Annotated in this window: 16 protein-coding genes and 1 tRNA gene; 11 read left to right on the forward strand and 6 right to left on the reverse strand. The window is 68.8% G+C overall.

Annotation, left to right across the window (positions count from 1 at the left end; genetic code table 11):
• Window positions 1–63: 63 nt before the first annotated feature.
• The 3 genes from O9271_RS02640 to O9271_RS02650 all read left to right on the forward strand — a co-directional run bounded on the left by O9271_RS02640 (window position 64) and on the right by O9271_RS02650 (window position 5,600).
• Complete coding sequence (locus O9271_RS02640; protein WP_298265944.1) at window positions 64–1,665, forward strand: family 10 glycosylhydrolase; 1,602 nt, start codon at window positions 64–66, stop codon at window positions 1,663–1,665.
• Window positions 1,665–3,554, forward strand: coding sequence for an ATP-binding cassette domain-containing protein (locus O9271_RS02645; protein ID WP_298265946.1), 1,890 nt, complete (start codon window positions 1,665–1,667; stop codon window positions 3,552–3,554). Before O9271_RS02640 ends, O9271_RS02645 begins: the two co-directional genes overlap by 1 nt.
• Before the next feature lie 90 nt (window positions 3,555–3,644).
• Complete coding sequence (locus tag O9271_RS02650) at window positions 3,645–5,600, forward strand: DUF885 family protein (RefSeq protein WP_298265948.1); 1,956 nt, start codon at window positions 3,645–3,647, stop codon at window positions 5,598–5,600.
• Window positions 5,601–5,634: 34 nt separating this feature from the next.
• Here the strand turns inward: O9271_RS02650 and O9271_RS02655 are convergent, their stop codons facing one another.
• Window positions 5,635–6,624, reverse strand: a complete 990-nt coding sequence (locus O9271_RS02655; RefSeq protein ID WP_298265950.1) for an alpha/beta fold hydrolase — start codon at window positions 6,622–6,624, stop codon at window positions 5,635–5,637.
• 20 nt (window positions 6,625–6,644) lie between these two features.
• Window positions 6,645–8,711, reverse strand: a complete 2,067-nt coding sequence (locus O9271_RS02660; RefSeq protein WP_298265952.1) for a prolyl oligopeptidase family serine peptidase — start codon at window positions 8,709–8,711, stop codon at window positions 6,645–6,647.
• A gap of 318 nt (window positions 8,712–9,029) precedes the next feature.
• Here O9271_RS02660 and rplS point away from each other — a divergent pair, with 318 nt between their 5' ends.
• From rplS to O9271_RS02680, 4 genes are all read left to right on the forward strand, one after another.
• A complete protein-coding gene (gene rplS, locus O9271_RS02665) occupies window positions 9,030–9,389 on the forward strand; it encodes a 50S ribosomal protein L19 (RefSeq protein WP_298265954.1) in 360 nt (119 codons plus the stop codon).
• Between the two features lie 22 nt (window positions 9,390–9,411).
• Window positions 9,412–10,119, forward strand: a complete 708-nt coding sequence (locus O9271_RS02670; protein ID WP_298265956.1) for a ribonuclease HII — start codon at window positions 9,412–9,414, stop codon at window positions 10,117–10,119.
• Window positions 10,100–10,948 carry an SDR family oxidoreductase gene (locus tag O9271_RS02675; protein ID WP_298265958.1) on the forward strand — a complete coding sequence of 283 codons (849 nt, stop codon included), beginning with the start codon at window positions 10,100–10,102 and terminating at the stop codon, window positions 10,946–10,948. The genes O9271_RS02670 and O9271_RS02675 overlap by 20 nt, the downstream gene beginning before the upstream one ends.
• A gap of 219 nt (window positions 10,949–11,167) precedes the next feature.
• Complete coding sequence (locus O9271_RS02680; protein ID WP_298265960.1) at window positions 11,168–11,830, forward strand: OmpA family protein; 663 nt, start codon at window positions 11,168–11,170, stop codon at window positions 11,828–11,830.
• A gap of 105 nt (window positions 11,831–11,935) precedes the next feature.
• On the opposite strand, the gene O9271_RS02685 is transcribed toward O9271_RS02680, so the two are convergent.
• Window positions 11,936–12,008: transfer RNA gene (locus O9271_RS02685), tRNA-Lys, on the reverse strand.
• Window positions 12,009–12,120: 112 nt separating this feature from the next.
• Between O9271_RS02685 and O9271_RS02690 the strand changes: the two genes are divergently transcribed.
• The 4 genes from O9271_RS02690 (at window position 12,121) to O9271_RS02705 (ending at window position 18,165) form a co-directional block, all read left to right on the forward strand.
• On the forward strand, window positions 12,121–13,713 hold the full coding sequence (locus O9271_RS02690) for a mechanosensitive ion channel family protein (protein WP_298265962.1): 1,593 nt from the start codon (window positions 12,121–12,123) through the stop codon (window positions 13,711–13,713).
• Window positions 13,714–13,715: 2 nt separating this feature from the next.
• Entirely contained in the window at window positions 13,716–15,647 is a 1,932-nt protein-coding gene (locus tag O9271_RS02695; protein ID WP_298265964.1) for a sensor histidine kinase, read from the forward strand.
• Between the two features lies 1 nt (window position 15,648).
• The gene (locus O9271_RS02700) at window positions 15,649–16,314 is read left to right on the forward strand and encodes a response regulator transcription factor (RefSeq protein ID WP_298265966.1); all 666 of its coding nucleotides are present in this window, start codon (window positions 15,649–15,651) and stop codon (window positions 16,312–16,314) included.
• Between the two features lie 162 nt (window positions 16,315–16,476).
• On the forward strand, window positions 16,477–18,165 hold the full coding sequence (locus tag O9271_RS02705; protein ID WP_298265968.1) for a lytic transglycosylase domain-containing protein: 1,689 nt from the start codon (window positions 16,477–16,479) through the stop codon (window positions 18,163–18,165).
• Between the two features lie 4 nt (window positions 18,166–18,169).
• On the opposite strand, the gene O9271_RS02710 is transcribed toward O9271_RS02705, so the two are convergent.
• Genes O9271_RS02710 through O9271_RS02720 form a run of 3 tightly spaced genes read right to left on the reverse strand, consistent with a single transcriptional unit; the run spans window position 18,170 to window position 20,664 of the window.
• Window positions 18,170–19,003 carry a transglycosylase SLT domain-containing protein gene (locus O9271_RS02710; RefSeq protein ID WP_298265970.1) on the reverse strand — a complete coding sequence of 278 codons (834 nt, stop codon included), beginning with the start codon at window positions 19,001–19,003 and terminating at the stop codon, window positions 18,170–18,172.
• A 24-nt stretch (window positions 19,004–19,027) separates the two neighbouring features.
• Window positions 19,028–19,564, reverse strand: coding sequence for a cyclic pyranopterin monophosphate synthase MoaC (moaC, locus tag O9271_RS02715; protein WP_298265972.1), 537 nt, complete (start codon window positions 19,562–19,564; stop codon window positions 19,028–19,030).
• Window positions 19,565–19,572: 8 nt separating this feature from the next.
• Window positions 19,573–20,664 carry a hypothetical protein gene (locus tag O9271_RS02720; RefSeq protein WP_298265973.1) on the reverse strand — a complete coding sequence of 364 codons (1,092 nt, stop codon included), beginning with the start codon at window positions 20,662–20,664 and terminating at the stop codon, window positions 19,573–19,575.
• Window positions 20,665–20,669 lie beyond the last annotated feature (5 nt).

The raw sequence follows: 20,669 nt of genomic DNA on the forward strand, positions 1-20,669 counted from the left end.
GCCGTATGCATGCACGCGTCGTGCGCTAGACTATAGCGCGTGAACTTCTCGTCCCGATTCATCATGCGCCCTCGACTCCGCACCCGCCTCACGACGCTCGCCGTAGCGACCGCGATCTTCGGCATCGGCCTCGACCTCCCGGCGCAGTCCGCCAGCCCTGCAGGCCCGCACCCCATCCGCCGCGAGTTCCGCGGCGCGTGGGTCGCCTCGGTGGCCAACATCGACTGGCCCAGCAAGCCGGGGCTCAGCGCGTGGCAGCAGCAGGCCGAGCTCATTGCCATTCTCGACCGCGCGCGCGACCTGCGACTCAACGCCATCCTGCTGCAGGTGCGCCCCGCCGGTGATGCGCTCTATGCATCGACGCTGGAGCCCTGGTCCGCGTACCTCACCGGGGTGGAGGGGCGCCCCCCCGAGCCCTACTACGACCCGCTGGCGTTCGCGGTGAAGGAAGCGCATGCGCGCGGGCTCGAATTGCACGCCTGGTTCAATCCCTATCGGGCGCGTCATCCCAGTGCCACCGGCCCGCATGCCCGCACGCACCTGTCGGTGACCCACCCGCACTGGGTGCGGCGCTACGGCAAGTACGAGTGGATGGATCCCGGCGAGCCCGGTGTGCTGGCGCACTCCGTGAAGGTCGCACTCGATGTGGTGAAGCGGTACGACGTGGACGGCATTCACGTGGACGACTACTTCTACCCCTACCCGGAGACCGACAGCACGAAGGCCGAGGTGCCGTTCCCGGATAGCACCTCGTACGCGCGCTATCGCGCGAAGGGTGGTGCCCTCGGCCTCTCCGACTGGCGCCGGTGGAACGTGGATCGCTATGTCGAGCGGGTGTATGTCGGCACCAAGCGCCTCAAGCCGTGGGTGAAGGTGGGGATCAGCCCGTTCGGCATCTGGCGCCCCGGCTATCCGGCCAGCATCCAGGGCTTCGACAGCTACGAGAAGCTCGCCGGCGATTCACGCAAATGGCTGCGTGAGGGGTGGGTGGACTACTTCACGCCGCAGCTGTACTGGCCGATCGCGCGCACGGCGCAGAGTTATCCGGTGCTGCTCGACTGGTGGATTGGCGAGAACGTGAAGGGGCGCCACATGTGGCCGGGGCACAACTCCAGCCGCGCCGCGGCGGGGAGCGCGGAGTGGGGCCCCGATGAACTCAACAACCAGGTGCGCGCCACCCGCGCCACCACGGGCACGGGGCAGGGCGCCACCGGCGACATCTTCTTCAGCATGCGCTCGCTCATGCCGGTGCAGGGTGCTGCGCGCTCGCCCCAGTCGGTGGGGGTCGCCACGCAGCCGCCACCGCCGGCGCAGGCCGAGGCGCTGGCAGACAAACTGGTGGCGGAGCTGTACGGCGAGCCGGCGCTCATTCCCGCGTCGCCGTGGCTCGGTACGCAGCGGCCAGCGCGCCCCGTCGCGCGCGTGGAGCGCGACGCCGCCTCCGGTGACGAGGTGGTGCGGGTGATGTCGGCGTTGGGCGTGCGCTGGATCACGGTGCAGGTGCGACGCGGTGACACCTGGCGCAGCTGGGTACTTCCTGCTGCGCAGCGGTCGCTCGTCATTGGCGACGCCGACAGCGCCCCGGCCGATGACGTGGTGGTGCGCGCGGTGCACCGCAACGGGCGTGAAAGCCTGCCGCTGCAGCTGCGCGGGGCGCACCGCTGATGGCCCTGCTGTCCATGCAGGAGGTGCGCGTAGCCTTTGGCGGACCGCCGGTGCTCGATGGGGCCAACTTCGCCATCGAACGTGGTGAGCGGGTGTGTGTGCTGGGGCGCAACGGAGCCGGAAAGAGCACGCTCATGCAGGTACTCGACGGCACGCTGCGCCCCGACGATGGCCTTGTGGTACGTCAGGGGGGCGTGTCGGTGGCGCGACTCGAGCAGGCGGTCCCGCGCACCCTCACGGGTGCGATGTTCGACGTGGTGGCGTCCGGACTCGGGGAGTCGGGCGAACTGCTCGCCCGCTATCACGCGGCCTCGCTGCGCGTGGCCACCGATCACTCCGAGAAGGCGCTGCAGGAACTCGACCGGTTGCACCGGCAGGTGGACGTGGCCAACGCCTGGCAGCTGCATCGGCGTGTGGAAACGGCACTGCAGCACCTCGGCCTCGATCCGGAGGCGCGCATCGAGCAGGCGAGTGGCGGACGCACACGTCAGGCGTTGCTCGCCCGCGCGCTGGTGAATGCGCCCGACGTGCTGCTGCTCGACGAACCCACCAACCATCTCGATATCGATGCCATCGAGTGGATGGAGCAGTTCCTCATCGACGAGGGGATCACGCTGGTGTTCGTGACCCACGACCGCGCCTTCCTGCGCCGCGTGGCCACGCGCATCGTCGAACTCGATCGTGGCCGCCTCGCCGACTACGGCACCACCTACGACAGCTACCTCGAGCGCAAGGAGCAGATGCTCCACGCCGAGGCAAAGGAGTGGGAAGACTTCGACCGTCGTCTGGCCATCGAGGAGACGTGGATTCGCACCGGCATTCAGGCGCGCCGCACGCGTAACGAAGGGCGCGTGCGACAGCTCGAGGCGATGCGCGTGGAGCGGTCGCAGCGCCGCGAGCGGGTGGGCACCACGCGCGCGCAGATCCAGGAGGCCGAGCGGTCGGGACGGCTGGTGCTGGAAACTCAGGGGCTCACCTTCGCCCACGGTGATCGCCCCATCGTGCGCGATCTTACCACCACGATCATGCGCGGGGATCGGGTAGGGCTCGTGGGGCCGAACGGCTCGGGCAAGACCACGCTGCTCAAGCTGTTGCTCAAGGCGCTGGAGCCGCAGGCGGGGTCGGTGCGTCACGGTACCAACCTCGAGATCGCGTACTTCGATCAGCTGCGCGAGCAGCTCGACCCCGAAAAGAGCGTGATCGAGGCGGTGGGCGACGGCACCGATTGGGTGCAGGTGGGCGGGCAGCGCCGCCACATCCACGGCTATCTCTCCGACTTCCTCTTTTCCGCCGATCGCGCCCGTACCCCCATTCGTGCGCTCAGCGGCGGTGAACGCAACCGGGTGCTGCTCGCGCGGCTCTTTACCCGGCAGTTCAACGTGCTGGTGCTCGACGAACCCACCAACGACCTCGATATGGAGACGCTCGACGTGCTCGAGCAGCTTTTGGTCGAGTTCAGCGGCACGTTGCTGCTGGTGTCGCACGATCGCGCGTTTCTCGATGCGGTGGTGACGAGCACGCTGGTCTTCGAGGGGCAGGGTGGCGTGAAGGAGTACGCCGGTGGTTACGCCGACTGGGTTCGTCAGCGCCCGGCGCCGGTGCACGCGGCGGTGGCGCCGAGGCCCGTGGCGACCGCCGCGGCGAAGCCCGACAAGCCGAAGAAGCGCAAGCTGACGTTCAAGGAAGGGAAGGAACTCGAGGCGCTTCCCGACCGCATTGCGTTACTGGAGGGAGATCGCGACGCGGCGTTGGCCCTGCTGGCCGACCCGAGTGTCCTGCGCGACGGCCAGCGGGTGCTGGAGATCCATGCCACGCTGGCGAAGCTCGAGGACGACCTGCTGGCTGCGATGACCCGCTGGGAGGCGCTGGAGACGATCGCCTCGGAGTAGAGGGCCACGAGGGTGGTGTGCGCGGTGCACGGGACGTAAGGTAGGGCGGATTCGCGACCGCCCTGCCACTCGCCATTGGAGTCTCCCCTCGTGTCCAATCGTCCGCTGTCGTCCGCTCTCTTCGCGTGCGGTCTCGTGCTTCCTGCGGTGCTCACGGCGCAGGGACCGGGCATTCCCCCCACCACGCGACAGCAGTTTCCGGCCGACGCCAAGGCCAGCGTGCCGGTGGTCTCGCAGCTCATGCGCAGCACCACGAGTGAACTCGCCGATGTCGTGACGCGCTTTGCCGCCGATCAGGCGGCGCTGCAGCGTCGCTACGATGGCAACGATTCGCCCGTGCAGCGCCGTCGCCTGCGGGCCTTCTTCACGGCGTGGCGGGAGCAGCTGGCCGCTCACGACTTCGAGCGGTTGTCGCAGGAGGGCAAGGTGGATTACGTGCTGCTCGACAACCACCTGCGCTACCAGCTCGATCTCATGACGCGCGAGGAGCGTCAGCTGGCGGAAGTCACCCCACTGCTGCCCTTCGCCGACACGCTGCTGGCCCTGCACGAAGCCCGGCGTGACCTGCTCTCCATCAACGGGCAGCAGGCGGCGCGCACGCTCGCCACGGTCACGCTGCAGGTGGACAGCCTGCGCCAGTTGCTGGAGCCATCGCCGCCGCGCGCCTCGGGTGACAGTGCGCGGGCCTCGCGAGCCGCCGCTCCCCGGGTGTCGCGCACCGCCGGCAACCGGGCGGCCGAGCGCCTCGACCGGATTCGCGCCACGGTGGGGCAATGGTACCGCTTCTACAGCGGCTACGACCCCATGTTCACCTGGTGGGCCGCCAACCCGTACCAGAAGCTCGACGAGGCCATGCGACGGTACGCGCAAACCATCCGGCAGCGGGTGGTGGGCATTCAGGGCGCCACCGCGGCACCCGCCGTGGCCGCTGCGGCGCCTGCTCCGGGCGGCGGTGCTGGCGCGGCGCCGACGCCACCACGCAATGCGGCCGCCGCCAATGAGCCCATCATTGGCGACCCCATTGGGGCCGACGGGTTGGCCATGGATCTGCGGCACGCCATGGTGCCGTACACCGCCGACGAACTCATCGCCATTGCCGAACGCGAGTACGCCTTCAACGAGAACGAGGCGAAGAAAGCCGCCCGGCAGATGGGCTTCGGCGACGACTGGAAGGCGGCCATGGAGAAGGTGAAGAACGCCTATGTGGAACCGGGGCGGCAACCCGATCTCATTCGCGATCTCGCCAACGAAGCCGAGGCGTTCTTCGGCCGGCACGACTGGGTCACCATTCCGGCGCTCGCCCGTGAAGACTGGCGCATGGAGATGCTCTCCCCCGAGCGGCAGCGGGTGAGTCCGTTCTTCCTGGGCGGGGAGAACATTCTCGTGTCGTATCCCACGAACGACATGACCGACGAAGAGAAGATGATGAGCATGCGCGGCAACAATCCGCACTTTTCGCGCGCCACGGTCTTTCACGAACTCAACCCCGGCCATCACCTCCAGGGGTTCATGACGGCGCGGTACAACCCGCACCGTCGGCTCTTCAACACGCCCTTCTGGAACGAGGGGATGGCGCTCTACTGGGAGTTCTTCCTCTGGGATCATGACTTTCATGTGCGCCCCGAAGACCGGTTGGGCGCGCTGGCGTGGCGCATGCACCGCAGTGCGCGCATCGTGTTCTCGCTCAGCTTCCACCTGGGCAAGATGACGCCGGAACAGTGCATCGAGTACCTCGTGGACAAGGTGCCCTTCGAGCGCGCCAACAGTGAGGCCGAAGTGCGGCGCAGCTTCAATGGCTCGTACTCGCCCATCTATCAGGCCGCGTACATGTTGGGTGGGCTGCAGCTCCGCGCGCTCTACAAGGAGCTCGTCATGAGCGGGCGCATGAAGGACCGCGAGTTCCACGATGCCCTCTATCGCGGCGGGCCCATGCCCATTGCCATGGTCCGTGCGCGGGTGGCCGGTACGCCGCTCGCACGCGATGGCGCGGCGCCGTGGCGCTTTGCCGAGCAGTTGCCGCCGCACCGGCCATTCCCGGTTCGGTAGACCGGGTCGACACCGGCCGGGTGGCCGGCGAGCGTCAGCGCCGGCCGAGCACGTCGAGGGTTTGCGTGGGACGCGGGGGAATGGGCTCGAACGCATCGGCGGCGTAGGCCGCGCTCCATCGCATCACCGCGGCCCTCGCCATGGGCGTGGTGGGGTCCGCGCTATTGGCCAGGCGGACCCATTCCATCTCCGCGGTTGGCGCCGTTGCCGCGGTCGTGGCAGGACGTTCGGTGGTGCTCAGCACCAGCAGTGGCGTGCGCGAGGTGCCTTGAGCCGCGAGCAACGGCGCGAGCGCCGGCGAGGCCAGATGCCAGCGGGCGTGCGACCAGCGGGTGGCCAGTTCGCGCCCATCGCCGCTCTGCGTGGCCACCTCGAGGGCGCCGAACCACGTGACGCCCGCGGCGGCCAGCAGGTCGAGTGACGCCAGACGTCGCGGGTACAACGTGACCGGTCTTCCGTTCGGCACGCGGGCGTTTGCGGTGGGCGCGACATCGAACACCATGATGCCGTCAACCGCCGGCAGCTGCCTGGCCACGCGCACGCGCTCGTAGAGGGCTGCGATGCCCACGCCGCCATAGGCGACGGCGAAGAGCACCGGTCCGCTCGGTTGGCGACGCTTGAGCTCCTGCACGGCCGCCGCGAGATCGAGGGTGTGGGCCTCCGGCGGATCGTCACGTGCTTCGGTGCCGCGCGAGCGACCGTTGCCGCGCAGCGACAGGCCAATGACGTTCATCTGCGTGGATGCGGCCAGCGCCTCGTTCCAGCGGGCAAAGAGGGAGTCCGCTTCACCCAGCCCGTGCACGATGACCACGCTGCCGCGCGAGCGCATCACCAATTGCCGTGCGGACAGGTTGATGCTGTCGCGCGTGACGAACGTGCGCTCGCCGCCCTGGGTACTGGTGGGGGCGCTGCCAATGCCGGGACGCGTGAGCACTCGCGTGGGGGCCCCGCGCTGGAGCATGACGCCCAGTGCGCCGCCACCGGCTGCCAGCACCACGGTGATCGCCAGGAGTGGGCGCCACACGGAGCGGCGCCCTGCCGCCTTCATGAGAACACGGGTTCCACGCCCATGTTCAGGAAGACGAAGCTGTACACATCCGCCACCTCCTCGATCTGCTTGGTCAGCGAGGAGCTGCCGTGGCCGGACTGCGTTTCGATGCGGATGAGGACTGGCGTCTCTCCCGCGTGCGCCTCCTGCAGTCGCGCCGCGAACTTGAACGAGTGCGCCGGCACCACGCGATCATCGTGGTCGGCTGTGGTGATGAGCGTGGCCGGGTACGACACGCCATCGCGCAGATTGTGCAGCGGCGAGTACGCGTACAGGTAGCGGAACGCCTCCGGATCTTCACTCGATCCGTAATCGGCGATCCAGTTCCAGCCGATGGTGAAGGTGTGGAACCGCAGCATGTCCATCACTCCCACGGCGGGGAGCGCCACCCGCGCCAGCTCCGGGCGCTGCGTCATGATGGCGCCCACCAGCAGGCCGCCATTCGAGCCCCCCTGCACGGCCAGGCGCTCGCTCCGGGTGTACCCCGCGGCGATGAGCCACTCGGCCACGGCAATGAAGTCGTCGAAGACGTTCTGCTTGTGCTCCTTCATGCCGGCCTGATGCCACGCCTCGCCGTATTCGCCGCCGCCGCGCAGGTTGGCTTGCACGTATACGCCCCCTTGCTCGAGGAACGCCACCCGCAGCGCGCTGAACGCCGGTGGCAGCGACACGTTGAACCCGCCGTAGCCGTACAGCAGCGTGGGATTGTTGCCGTCGAGCGTGAGCCCCTTCTTCGCCACAATGAACGCCGGCACGCGCGTGCCATCGCGGCTGGTCACGAACACCTGCGTCGTTTCGAACGCCGTCGGGTCGAAGGGCAGCTCCACACCGCGATACAGCGTGCTGGTGCCGGTGCCCAGGTCGTAGCGATAAACGGTGGCGGGTGCCGTGAACGAGGTGAACGTGTAGAACAGCTGGGTGGCGTCCCGTTCGCCGCCAAAGCCCATGACCGTACCCAGCCCAGGCAGGGTCACGTCGCGCTCGAACACCCCGTCGTACCCAACCACGTGCACGCGCGAGGTCACATCGTGCAGGTACTGCGCAAACAGGCGGCCCCCCGCCGTCCCCACGGCTTCCAGCGGCTCGGCACGCTCGGCGATGACCGTGGTCCACGCGGCGGGCGCCGGGTTGCGCGGGTCCACGCGCACGACCCGCTGGTTCGGCGCGTCGTGATTGGTGAGGATGAGCAGGGCGTCGCCGTCGTTCTCGAGCACGGTGAACTGGTCATCGAACGCCGTCCACACCGGCATGAACTCGCCGTGCGGATCGCGGAGATCCTTCACCAGCAGCGCGTTGCCGTCCTTTCCCTTGCCCCGGTCGCTCACGGAGAGCACCGCGAAGCGCTCGTCCTCGGTGGTGCCCAGCACGTGAAAGCGCTGCAGGTTTTCGGGATCGTGGTACACCAGACGATCGTGTTCCTGCGGCGTGCCAAGGGCGTGGTAGAACACCTGATGGTCGTCGTTCTTCGCGGAGAAGGCCCCCTCGTCCGCGCCCGGTTCGGGATACCGGCTGTAGAAGAATCCATCCCCGTGCCACGCAATGGCCGACACCTTCACCCAGTCCACGGTATCGGGGAGCACCTGCCGCGTTTCGACATCGATGACGCGAATCTGCTGCCAGTCGGAACCGGCATGGCTCACCATGTAGGCGATGTAGCGCGCGTGCCGGTCGAAGGTGAGGCCGGCCACGCGCGTGGTGCCGTCGGGAGACAGGGCATTGGGGTCGAGCAGCACCTCGGCCTCCCCGGTCTCACCCCGCTGCACGTAGTAGACGGGCTGATTCTGGAGCCCGTCGTTGCGCGCAAAGAGCAGCCAGGGCCCTCGCTGCTCGGGCGCCGAGGTGCGCGGATAGTCGACCAGCGCCGTCAGACGCTGCCGGAGCGCCTCGCGCCATGGGATGCGATCGAGGTAGCCGAAGGTGACGTCGTTCTGGGCGGCCACCCAGCGGGCGGTTTCGTCCGAACGGTCGTCTTCGAGCCAGCGGTACGGGTCGGCGACCAGCGTTCCGTGGTAGTCGTCGACCTGGTCCGTTTTCCGAGTAATGGGATACATCAGGGGAGCCATGGCGGGATTCTAACGGGCGGGCGGCCGCGGGTGGGGGCTGCGGCGGCGCAGCGTGTGCCCCTACCACCGCCGGCCGGGTGCAGCTATGTTCCAAAGCTATCCCGGATTCCCGGGAAGCCGCAGCAGTCGCCCGGTACCTCCGTCACGGAGCACCGGGTTGGCGATGCCACGTCGATTCGGCCGGAAGACTTCGCTTCCGAGTCCACGTCCTGGCCTCTCGCACCGGTGGTCTGGTTCGCGCACCGTTCGGAGCGCGGTGGACAACGGTATCCGTAGCACCCCGAATTCGGGCCGCCTCTGTGGGCCCGGGAGCATGCCATGCATCCGTTTATCGAAACCCAGAAAGAGTGGATGAAGGACGTCGCCCCGTTCCGCGCCGGTGACACGGTGCGCGTGAACGTGCGCGTGAAGGAAGGCGACAAGGAACGCATCCAGGCTTTCGAAGGGGTGTGCATTGCCCGTCGTGGTGCCGGCGTGAGCGAGACGTTCACCGTGCGGAAGGTGTCGAACGGCGTGGGTGTGGAGCGCATCTTCCCGGTGCACAGCCCCATGCTGGAAAGCATCACGGTGGTGCGTCGTGGCGCCGTGCGTCGCGCCAAGCTGTACTACCTGCGCAACGTGACGGGCAAGGCCGCCCGCATCAAGGAGCGCAAGGTCGTTCGCCCGACGGCCAAGTAACTGGCGCGGGGGCGGCACGGCGGTGGCTCGCTGGAGCCCCATCGAGCGGACGCTGCGCGAGCAGTTTGGTCCCTTGCTCGCCGGAGTCGATGAAGTTGGACGGGGCCCGCTTGCGGGCCCCGTTGTCGCTTGTGCCGTGGTCATGCCCCCGGACCGGCGGGCCATTCCCGGGGTCAACGACTCCAAGCAGCTCGACCGTGCCACGCGCGTGACGCTCGCCGCGCGTATCCGCGACCAGGCGCTGGTCATCGCCATTGGGGCGGCGAGTGCGCGCGAGGTGGATCGCCTCAACATCTACCACGCCACGGTGCTGGCCATGCGCCGTGCGCTCGACCGGGTGCCGGCTCGCCTGGGGCAGGCGCCGCATCACGTGCTGGTGGATGGCAAGCCGCTCCGCACCCTCGGCGTGCAACACACCGCCGTGGTGAAGGGCGATGCGAAATGCTACGCCATTGCCTGCGCCAGCATCATGGCCAAGGTCACCCGCGACCGCCTCATGACGGCGCTGGCCCGGCGTCATCCGCACTTTGCGTGGGAGCGCAACAGCGGGTACGGTACGGACGTGCATCGCGGTGCCATCGCCGTGCACGGGCTCACGCCGCATCATCGCCGCAGCTTCTGCGAGGAGGTGCAGGGGAGTCTCGACTTCTCCGACGACGTTGTCTCCTCCACCCCAGTGCGCGAGCCAGAGCCTCGCGAGGAGTTGCCCGGTGTCTCACCCCGCCGCTGAACCCACCCCTGCCGTCTTCGCGCCCGGTCTGCTGGCCGGACAGGTAGCCCTTGTGACCGGCGGCGGCACGGGCATCGGTCTTGGCATTTCGTCACTGCTGGCCGAGCTTGGCGCGCACGTGGTGATCGCCAGCCGCAAGCCCCAGCATCTGGAGACGGCGCTGGCGGAGATCACCGGGCGCGGACATCGCGCCAGCGTGGTGCAGCTCGACGTGCGCGACCCGGAGCGTGTGCGGGCAGTGGTGGATGAGGTCGCCGCCGAGCACGGCCGCATCGACCTGCTGGTGAACAATGCCGCGGGCAACTTCTACGCGCCGAGTGCCACGTTGTCGCCGAACGCGTGGAAGGCGGTCGTGGAGATCGATCTCTACGGCACGTTCTACTGCGCGCAGGCGGTGTACCCCATCATGGCGCGACAGGGCGGGGGGCGCATTGTGAGTACGAGCATGACGTTGCACTACCGCGGCTGGCCGCTCATGGCGCACGCCACGGCCGCCAAGGCGGGGGTGGACGCGCTCACGCGCACCCTGGCGGTGGAATGGGCGCCGCAGCGCATCCGCGTGAACGCCATTGCCCCGGGCCCCATTCCCACCGAAGGCGTACGCAAGGCGTTCACGCCCCCCGCCGACAGCGGCGTGCCCGACCTGTTCGCCGCGGCAGAGGAGAAGATGGCGGCGTATGCGCAGACCAGCATTCCGCTGGGGCGATGGGGGACGCCGCGGGATATCGCCAACATGGTGGCCTTTCTCGCGTCTCCCGCCGGCGACTGGATTACCGGCGCCATCTTCGTGGTCGACGGTGGGGAGTGGTTGGCCAAGAACGCCGGCTGAGGCGGTCGGTCGCGTCACGCCACGCCTGAGAAACGTACGGGCTACCGGGCCGGTCACGCGGTTTTGGTGCGCCAGATTACACCGCGGTGCGCCGGGGTGATGACCGTCACGGCGCTGGCACTTCCGTCACGGTGATGTTCGTGCTGTGGTTCGCGCTTCGGTGCGCCGAACCCGCCAGACGAGTCGGTCATCACCATCAGGAACGTGAGGAAGTGTTATATGCGAAAGATCCGGTATGCCGCCATGATGGCGCTTGCGGCCACGACGCTCAGCGCGTGCGCGACCAAGGGTTTCGTGCGCAAGGGAATTGAAGCGCAGCGCGTGGCGCAGGCCGCGGCGATGGACAGCGAGCGTCAGGCCCGTGAGGCGGGCGACGCCGCGCTGCGCACCGATGTGAACGGGCTGCGTTCCGACCTGAATGCGCTGCGCAACGATCTGGGCACGCTGCGCAACGACTTCGGGGCGCGCATCACGGCCATGGAAGACCAGGTCCAGTTCGCCATGCCGGTGCACTTCGGATTCGACGATGCGGCGGTGCGCCAGCAGGATCAGGCGGCGCTCGCGAAGTTCGCCCAGGTGGCCAACGCGCACTACAAGGGCGCGACGATCACCATCGAAGGCTTCGCCGATCCCGCCGGCAGCCAGGAGTACAATCTGCGTCTCTCGCGCGAGCGCGCCGACGCGGTGCGTGACTTTCTCGTGACCAAGGGGCTCGACGGCGCGCAGCTGCGCACGGTGGGCTACGGCAAGACGCGCCTCGTGCGGCCGGGCGCCCGCGCGGCCGACGAAGGGGCCGAGCTCAACCGCCGCGTGACGTTCGTGGTGGAGACGCCGGCCGGTGCCGGTGCCGCCACCGTGGCCGCGATGACGGCGAGCCGCTAACGCCGCCGGGGCATCGCGGCGTTGTGCACCGGCGTCGAAGCGGCTGCCGCAGAAAACAAATGGAGCGCGTCGGGAGACCCGGCGCGCTCCATTTGCGTTGGACCATGACCGGGGTGGGGATCGAACCCACGACCTACGGATTAAAAGTCCGCTGCTCTACCGACTGAGCTACCCGGTCGACCGGTGCCCCGGCACAGACTGCCGTATCGGCACACACCGAAGAATCATTCATCAGGCGCAGCCGGTCAACCGGTGTCGAGAGTGTCCCGTTATCATTGAGCATGCTCCGCATGCGATCTCTCCGGCGCGCCCTCCTGCTCGTGGTGTTCGTCGCCAGCCCCGCCGCTGCTCAGCTCGGGTTTGGCAGCCGGCCCCCACAGGACAGCGCGCCCACCGCCGTATCGCCCGCGTCACCGCGAGCGGCGCTGCAGGAGTTTCTCCGCCACGCCAACGCCGAGGATTGGAACGGGGCCGCCGAGTTTCTGGCCGTGCCTGCGGCGCAGCGGGAACGCGCCCCCGTGCTGGCGCGTCGGCTCAAGACGGTCATCGACCAGCGGCTGGCGTTGGATGCGAACACGCTGTCGCCGCTCGTCTCCGGCGATACGCTCGACGGGGATCTCACCGGCGACAAGGTGGCGGATCTGCTGGGGGCCACCGGGCGTGAGGAATCCCTGCGTCTCGTACGGGTCGTGGGGCCGCCGGTGCGGTGGGTGTTTTCGCAGGCCACGGTGAATCACGTGGACGGATGGTTCGATGCCCTGGGCAACCCCTGGGTACGCGAACGGCTGCCCGCCACGCTCATGCGTGAGGGGCCCTTCCACGTGTACTGGTGGCAGTGGCTCGGGCTCGGTCTGGCCATCCCGGTGCTGGCGCTGGTCGCGTGGGGACTCGGCGCCCTGCTGCGCAACCTGCTGGGGCGCATCGCGCGGCGCACCGTAACCGATTGGGACGACGTCCTGCTCGAGAACCTGCGCGGCCCCTTCCGCCTGTGGGCGGCGGCGCTTGCGGGCGGGCCGGTCTTTGCGCTGCTCGAACTCAATCCGCGCGTGAGCACCTTCGTGTCGGCGCTCACGCGCGGGGGCGCGCTCATCGCGCTCTTCTGGGCGCTGCTGCGCTTCATTCGCATTGCGCAAACCCGCCTGCAGAATGCGGCGTGGGAAACGGGACAGGGCGCCCAGGCACGCACGCTGGTGCCGCTGCTCGGCAACTTCCTGCGCGTCACGCTGGCGATCATCGCCCTGCTGGTGGCCCTGGCGCAGTTCGGCTATCCCGTGGGCACGCTGCTCGCCGGCCTCGGCATTGGCGGTATTGCCGTGGCGCTCGCGGCGCAGAAAACGGTGGAGCATCTCTTCGGCAGCGTGAGCCTCGCGGCCGACAAGGCCTTTCGCGTGGGCGACTGGGTGCGCGCCGGCACCACCGAAGGCGAGGTGCAGCGCATTGGCCTGCGCAGCACGAGCTTCCGCACCATCGACCGCACCGTCGTGCGGGTGCCCAACGGTCGCCTTGCCGACGAACGCATCGAAACGTTCGGCGAACGCGATCGCATTCTGCTGCGCACCGACATCGACCTCACCTACGACACCGCTCCCGCACAGATCCAACGCATTCGCGATGCGCTCGAGGCGGCACTGCGGGCGCACCCGAAGATCTGGCCCGATACGGTGCGCGTGCACGTCGTGGCGTTCACCGATTCGGCCGTGCGCCTCAATGTCGTGAGCTGGTTCCAGACGACCGAGTGGAACGAGTTCCTCCAGATTCGCCACGATATGCTGCTGCAGTTCATGCGCATCATCGGGGAAGGCGGTGCGCACTTTGCCTTCCCGTCGCGCACGGTGTACCACGTCACGCAGCCGGGGCAGGGGACGCCGCCGGTGGACGGCTGACGGTGTTGCCGGTTGGCCTGTCGGCCGTGATGGCGCTGCGACAGGTGGATGTGCCTGTGGATGCGCCGCCTCTCGTGGCGACCGAGCTGGCGGCCACGCTGCTGCAGGGCGCCATCACCACCGGGGTGGCCGTCCTCTGTGTGCATCTGTACGCCCGCTACCGTCGCCCGTGGTTCGGATGGTTCGCGGTGGCCTGGGGTGTGTACGTGGCGCGGCTGCTGTGCATCCTCAGCTTCCTCCTGTCGGGCCAGCGGGTGTGGCTCTACTGGCACCAGGTCACCACCGGCTGGACGGCGCTGGCCCTGCTGTGGGCGGCGCTGGTGTTCCTGCGCCAGCCGCGCCCACGACCCGTGTATCTGCTGCTGGCGCTTTTCCCGCTGCTCTGGTCGTACATCGCCATCTATGTGCTCGACCACTTCCTGTGGGCGGCGCTGCCGGCGGTGCTCTTCCTGAGCGGGGCCACGGCGTGGACCGGATGGGTGTTCTGGCGCCACCATCGCATCACGGGCTCCATGGGCGCGAAGCTGCTCGCCATCTCCTTCGCGCTCTGGGGGCTGCACCACCTCGACTACCCCTTTCTGCGCGCACAGGGCGCGTGGACGCCCTGGGGGTACTACCTCGACATCAGCTTCGAGCTGCTGGTCGCCGCGGGGCTGGTGCTTCTCGTGCTCGACGATCTCGGCCGCGGGGTGCAGGCACTGTCGGCGCTCTCGGGCGACCTGCAGCGGCGCACCAGCGACACGCAGCCGCTCGACGTGCTGCTGTCGCGCCCCCTCGCGTTGCCCGGAGTGCGCGGCACCGCAATGTACATCTTCGATCCCGCGGCACCCGATGCCGCGCGCGGCGAGGCAGACGGTGAGGACGAACCGCCCGTGGACGCCCTCGACCGCGTGCTCGAGGCCGCGCGCGAGCCGCGCCCGCCAGCCATCGCCGCCGGTGCCACCACGCTCTACGGGCGCGTGCTGCGTGGCGCCGGTGTCTGCGAGAGCTGGGTGGGGAGCGACCTGCAGCCCGATGTGCGCGACGCCCTCACCCGCATGCGCGTCTCGCGGCGCCCGCAGGTGGTGGCCGCCGCGGGGGAACAGCCGTTCGTGGCGGTGCTGCCCGTTGGCGCCGGCGCGCATCTGGTGGGTGCCCTCATCATGGCTGGTGACATTCGCAACCCGTTCACGGCACTCGATGACGACTTTCTGCTCGCGCTGGGGCAGCAGGTGGGCGCCGCGCTCGATCAGTGGTCACTCGACCGGCAGCTGGCCGCTCGCACGCGCGCGCTCGAGCAGCTCTCGGCGCGCATGCTGCGCCAGCACGAGGAAGAGCGGCGACGCCTGTCGCGCGAACTGCACGACGAAACCGCCCAAGTGTTCTCGGCGGTGAAGATGCAGCTCGAGGCGCTGCGCGGGGCGCTGACCAACGAGGCGGCGCCACGGCTCGACCGACTGCTCGCCCTCGTCGACACGGGTATCGCCAGCATCCGGCAGGTCACGAGCGACCTGCGTCCCACGCTCCTCGACGATCTGGGGCTGCGGCCGGCGCTTCACTCCCTCGTCACCGACTTCACCGAGCGCAGCGGCGTGCGCGCCACCTTCTCGGCGCCAGCCACCCTGCCGGTGCTCTCGGGTGACGCCGACCTCGCGCTCTTCCGCGGGCTGCAGGAGTCGCTGTCGAACGTGGTACGCCACGCCGATGCCACCCTGGTGGAGGTGGCCGTGCAGGTGGAGGCCGAACGCCTCACGCTCACCGTGACCGACAATGGCCGGGGGTTTCCCACGTTGCGCGGCGGGCGCCTGCGTGACACCGACCACCGCATGGGGCTCACCGGCATGCGCGAACGCCTGCTCGCCGCCGGTGGCAAACTGCACATTGCCAATCGCGCGCCGGGGGCGGAGGTGCTGATCAGCGTGCCCCTGTCGACCGCCGCCATCCGGAGCAGCTGACATGACGACCCCCACGCCCGCGCGCATTCGCGTGCTCATTGCCGACGACCACGCGCTCGTACGCGAGGGGCTGCGCTATGTGCTCGACGCCGACCCGCTCATCGAGGTGGTCGCTGAAGCCTCCAACGGACGCGTGGCCGTGGAACTCGCGCTCGAATACCGGCCCGATGTGGTGGTGCTCGACATCACCATGCCCGAGGAAACCGGACTCAAGGCCGCCGCGCGCGTCCGCGAACTGCTCCCGGCGGCGAAGGTGCTGCTGCTCAGCATGCACGATCAGGGGGAGTACGTACGCGAAGGGATGCGCATTGGCACGCACGGCTACCTGCTCAAGGACTCGGCCGGCGAGGAGTTACGGGCAGCCATTCGCGCGGTGCACGCCGGGGGGACCTTCTTCAGCCCTGCTGTGGTGCGCCGTCTGGCGGCGGCGGAGGCGGTGCCGGAGAACAGCCCGGCGCTGCAGCTCGAGCTGCTCACCCCTCGCGAGCGCGATGTACTGGGCGGCGTGGCGCGCGGCCTGACCAACAAGGCCATTGCTGCCGAACTGGGCATCAGTCGGCGCACGGTCGAGGCCCATCGCGAGAGCCTCATGCGCAAGCTGCAGATTCACTCGGTGGCGGGGCTCACGCGCTTCGCGCTCGAAACCGGGATCGTGGAAGCGGGCTGACGCGGCGCGTGCGTGCGGACGAATACCCTGCTGGCAGGCGAGCGAACGGCCCACGGCAGCCGCCTGAAGTGCCGGCCGACCGATCGCGCCCGCCGGTCGTTGGCGTTCGTGGGCACGTCGTCGGCCTCGCCGATCATGGTCCCTCCACATAGCTTCCCTCGCGTGCATCCTGCCCTCACCCTCCCGGCAGGACGGTTCCCCGCGGCGTGGCGCACGCGGCTCGTGCGCGCGCTGTCGTTCGTGCTGCTGGTGCTCCTGCCGGCATGTCGCGGTTACCGTCCATCGAACCCGCCGCTCCCCCAGCCCATCCCGGCCGCCCCGCACGCGGTGGCGGTGACGACGGCTGTACCGGAGCCCCAGCCCCCGGCGCGCACCGTGGCGACGGACCCGGCGACGCCAGACGATGTGGTCCGGGCGGCCATCGCCGTGTTCGGCGATTCCACGGCGGTGGCGGTGGCGGACGCCGACGCAGTTGGCGAGGGGCCTGTGTGGGACATCGACGTGCGGGCCTACGAAACGCACGACCGGGTGGAGCATTACGTGGAGCTGTTCAGCAGCAAGGCCAAGGAACGCTTCGCGTCGCGGCTTTCCCGGGGGACCCGCTACGAGCCCATGATCCGCTCCAAGCTGCGCGCGAGCGGCATGCCGGAGGACCTCACCTACCTCGCTCTCATCGAAAGCGGGTATGACCCGCACGCGTACTCGCGGGCCGCGGCGGTGGGGATGTGGCAGTTCATGAGCAGCACCGCGCGCGACGTGGGCATGCGGGTGGACTGGTGGATGGACGAGCGCCGCGACCCGGCGCGCTCCACCGATGGGGCAATCCGTTTCCTTGGCGTGCTGCAGAAGCAATTCGGCTCGCTGTACCTCGCCGCGGCCGCCTACAATGGCGGCCCGGGGCGGGTGTCCCGCGGGTTGACCCGATTTGCCGAGGAGCTCGAGGGGGCGGAGGGCGAGGATCGGTTCTTTGCGCTGGCCGAGCAGGACTACCTGCGCGCCGAGACCAAGAACTACGTGCCACAGCTCATTGCGGCCGCTCTGGTCGCGAAGATGCCGTCGCGGTACGGGCTGCGCATCGATTCGTTGCCGGCCTACGCCTACGACTCGGTGCGCGCCGCCGCGGGCACCAGCCTGGCCGCGGTCTCGCTCCATGGCGGGGTGGCCAACGGCGTGCTGCGGGAACTCAATCCGGCGCTGCTGCGCGGCATTACCCCGCCGGACGCGGAGGTGTGGCTGCGTGTTCCCGCCGGCCGTGGCGAGGCGTTGCGGGTCATGCTGGACAGCCTGCCAGACGGTGTGTTGCGCGGCTATCGCACCGCGAAGGTCACCGACGCCATGACACCCGCGGCGTTCGCGAGCCGCCACGGCGTGTCGCTCAAGCAGCTGCGCTGGTTCAACCCGTCGTGGCGGACCGCGCGCAAGGGGCGGCTCGTGGCGGGGCAGACGCTGCGGGTGCCGCAGGAGCAGGTGCTGGCCGATGCCCGGGACATCCCCGACCCGTCGCTCGAGAAGTACGGTGGCAGCACCGGAACGCGCGGGCTCTCGGCGCGTGGCGTGCACGTGGTGCGTCGCGGGGAGACGCTGGGGGGGATTGCCCGGCGCTACGGGCTGCGGGAATCGCAGCTCAAGGCCATGAATGGCCTCCGTGGTTCGCGCATTCTGGCGGGACAGACGTTGCAGGTGCGGAAATCCACAACGGCGGGGTCTTCGCGCAGGAAAGTGACAGCGACCAAGGCGACATCACAAAAATCCACTGTGAAGAAGTCTGGGGGAAAAGCCAAGGCGGCAAAGAAGAAGGCGGCCTCCGGTACAAAGCAGGCCGCCTCATCCAAGTCCAAGAAAAACAAGTAGTTGGCTAGTCCAACGTGCCGCGGCCGCGATAACCTTTTGTCACAATTGTTTCGTAGCCGTTCGCGGGGCTTTTGCCCATGGCAAGGGCGCGTCCCACGGCGACCGGACCGCGATTGTACACCAGCAGGGCCAGCTTGAGGTCGCCCTTGTACTCGCGAATGAGGCCGCGCAGGTAGCGGAAGCCGATGCGCAGGTTCACGTCGGCGGTGAGCAGCTGCTCGCGGGTCACGTTGGGTTCGAACACGCGCGCCGTTGAGGGCATGAGCTGGGTGAGTCCCAGCGCGCCCGCCGGGCTTTCCGCCTTGGGGTCGAAGACGCTCTCCACCCGCACCAGGCGGAAGCCAAGCTCCGGCTCGATGCCCGCGGCTATGGCGGCGTCGTAAATGCGGCGCGAAAGATCGGGCTTGATGCGGTACTTCGCGCTGTAGTTGTAAATGTGGTGCCAGCGATTGAGCGACTCGTGCCGCTCCGTGAGACGCAGGTCGGTGCCAAAGACCAAGGCTGGTGCCCCGGCGGTCTTTTCGCGCTTGAGGATCTCGCCCGGGCGCCGCCAGAGGGGCTGGGCCGCCAGCGGGGCCGGGCGCAGCAGCGACGGGCTGCCCGGTGCCGAAGCGGGTACCGATACGGATGCCGTGGCCGGAGCGCCGGTGGACCGCGTCGACGCCGTATCGGCTGGCGCCCCCTGACGCTTGAGCAGCAGGGCACCGATGAACACCACGGCCGAGGCCACGATGGCCTGACGGATCCTGCCCTGCGCGCGTCGCCGCATGAGGCGTTCGCGCCGTGCCAGCGCGTCCTGCTGTGGCGCGGTTACCACTGTATCAAGAAAATCGTGCATGGGCTCTCTCTCTCATCGGGTCATTCACGGACTCCCGGTGAAATCCCCCTTCGTGCCGCCGCGCTTTTCGCGCAGCACGATGTTGGAAATCACCATCGTCCGGTCGACCGCCTTGGCCATGTCGTAGATCGTGAGCAACGCCACGGACACGGCGGTCAACGCTTCCATCTCCACCCCAGTCTGGGCGGTGGTTCTGACAAAACCCTCCACCTGGCAGCCAGGTAGCGATGCATCGAGGTTAATCCGAACCTCCACCCCCGACAACGGCAGCGGGTGGCAGAGGGGGACGAGCTCAGCCGTGCGTTTGGCTGCCTGAATTCCGGCCACCCGTGCCACGGGGATAACGTCGCCTTTTTTCAACCCATTGTCCCGTATGAGGTTGAATGTTTCCGGCTGCATCGTGATGGACCCGCTGGCGAGCGCCGACCGTACGGAAATCGGCTTGTCGCCCACGTCCACCATCTGAAAATTTCCTGCCCGGTCCACGTGCGAAAACTCGCGTGCGACCTCCGGATTGGGGTCGGCAGGGGAGGGAGACGGCGCGTCGTTGGAGTGGGTCATGGAGGCGTTCAGGGTACGAGCGCGCGGTGCATCGCCTGCAGCAGCGAGGCGGTCAGCAGGTTGGGGCTCACGTTGTGTTGCACCTTCGTTTTGGTTGCTTCCACGAGCGTCATCACGCCCGCCGTGCGTCGCGCATCGCTCTCGTGGCCTGCTTTCACGAGCTGCTGGACACGTGCGTGCAGCACATGCGTGAGGGCATCGAGCGTGTCACTGTAGCTGCCGCGCGCACCGGCCACGCCCTGCTTCGCCGCGGCCTTGATGCGCACGACCGTTCCGTCGGGCGTACGCGGAGCGAGGGCGGCCTCCAGCAGGACGCGCGCGTTGGCAAAGGCGGCGGCGGTCCCATCGCCGGCGAAGAGCACCCCCGGCGCTCCCCCGGCGCGCGCCAGCAGCTCCTCGTGTGGCGCGCGGGACAGCTGGCGCGCCACGGCCGGATCGGCCAGGAACGCCTCCATGTCGGCGCGCGGCAACGTGGGGACGCGCACCGACACCACGCGTGACTTGATGGTAGGGAGCAGCGCGCCCGGTTCACTGGTGGTCAAGATGAGCGTGACCCCCGGCGGCGGTTCCTCGAGCAGCTTGAGAAAGGCGTTGGCCGATTGGTCGGCGCCTTCCTGCGTGACCATGCGTTCGGCATCCCCCACCACGAACACGACCCCCTTGGCCATCGCCGGCCGGTTGGCGGCCATGCGGATGAGGGCGCGCATGACGGCGACATACAACCCTTCCGTGCCAGGCGGCGGTGCGTAGAGCCCGTCGGCGGCCAGCCGTTCGGCGATGGCTTCGCCCAGGTCGGCCTTCACGTCCTCGACGTCAGGATCCTTGTCCTTGAAACGGGGGCGCGGAAAGAACCAGTGCAGGTCGGGGTGCACGCCGCGTTCGGCATACCGGCAGTGCTGGCAGGCGCCACACGGGTCGGGGAGCCGCTCGGCCGTGGCGCGTTCGCACAGCAGGTATTGCCCCAGCCAGAGCGCCAGCCGCTGCTTGCCCACACCACGCAGCCCCTGAAACAGGAGGCTGGCCGGGAGCCGGCCATCGCTTGCGGCGGCACGCAGCCGGGCGCGAACGGCGTGGTGGCCGTAGAGGGGACGGAAGGGCATCTTTC

Origin of the sequence: Gemmatimonas sp. (assembly GCF_027531815.1) — a bacterium.
Lineage (GTDB): Bacteria > Gemmatimonadota > Gemmatimonadetes > Gemmatimonadales > Gemmatimonadaceae > Gemmatimonas.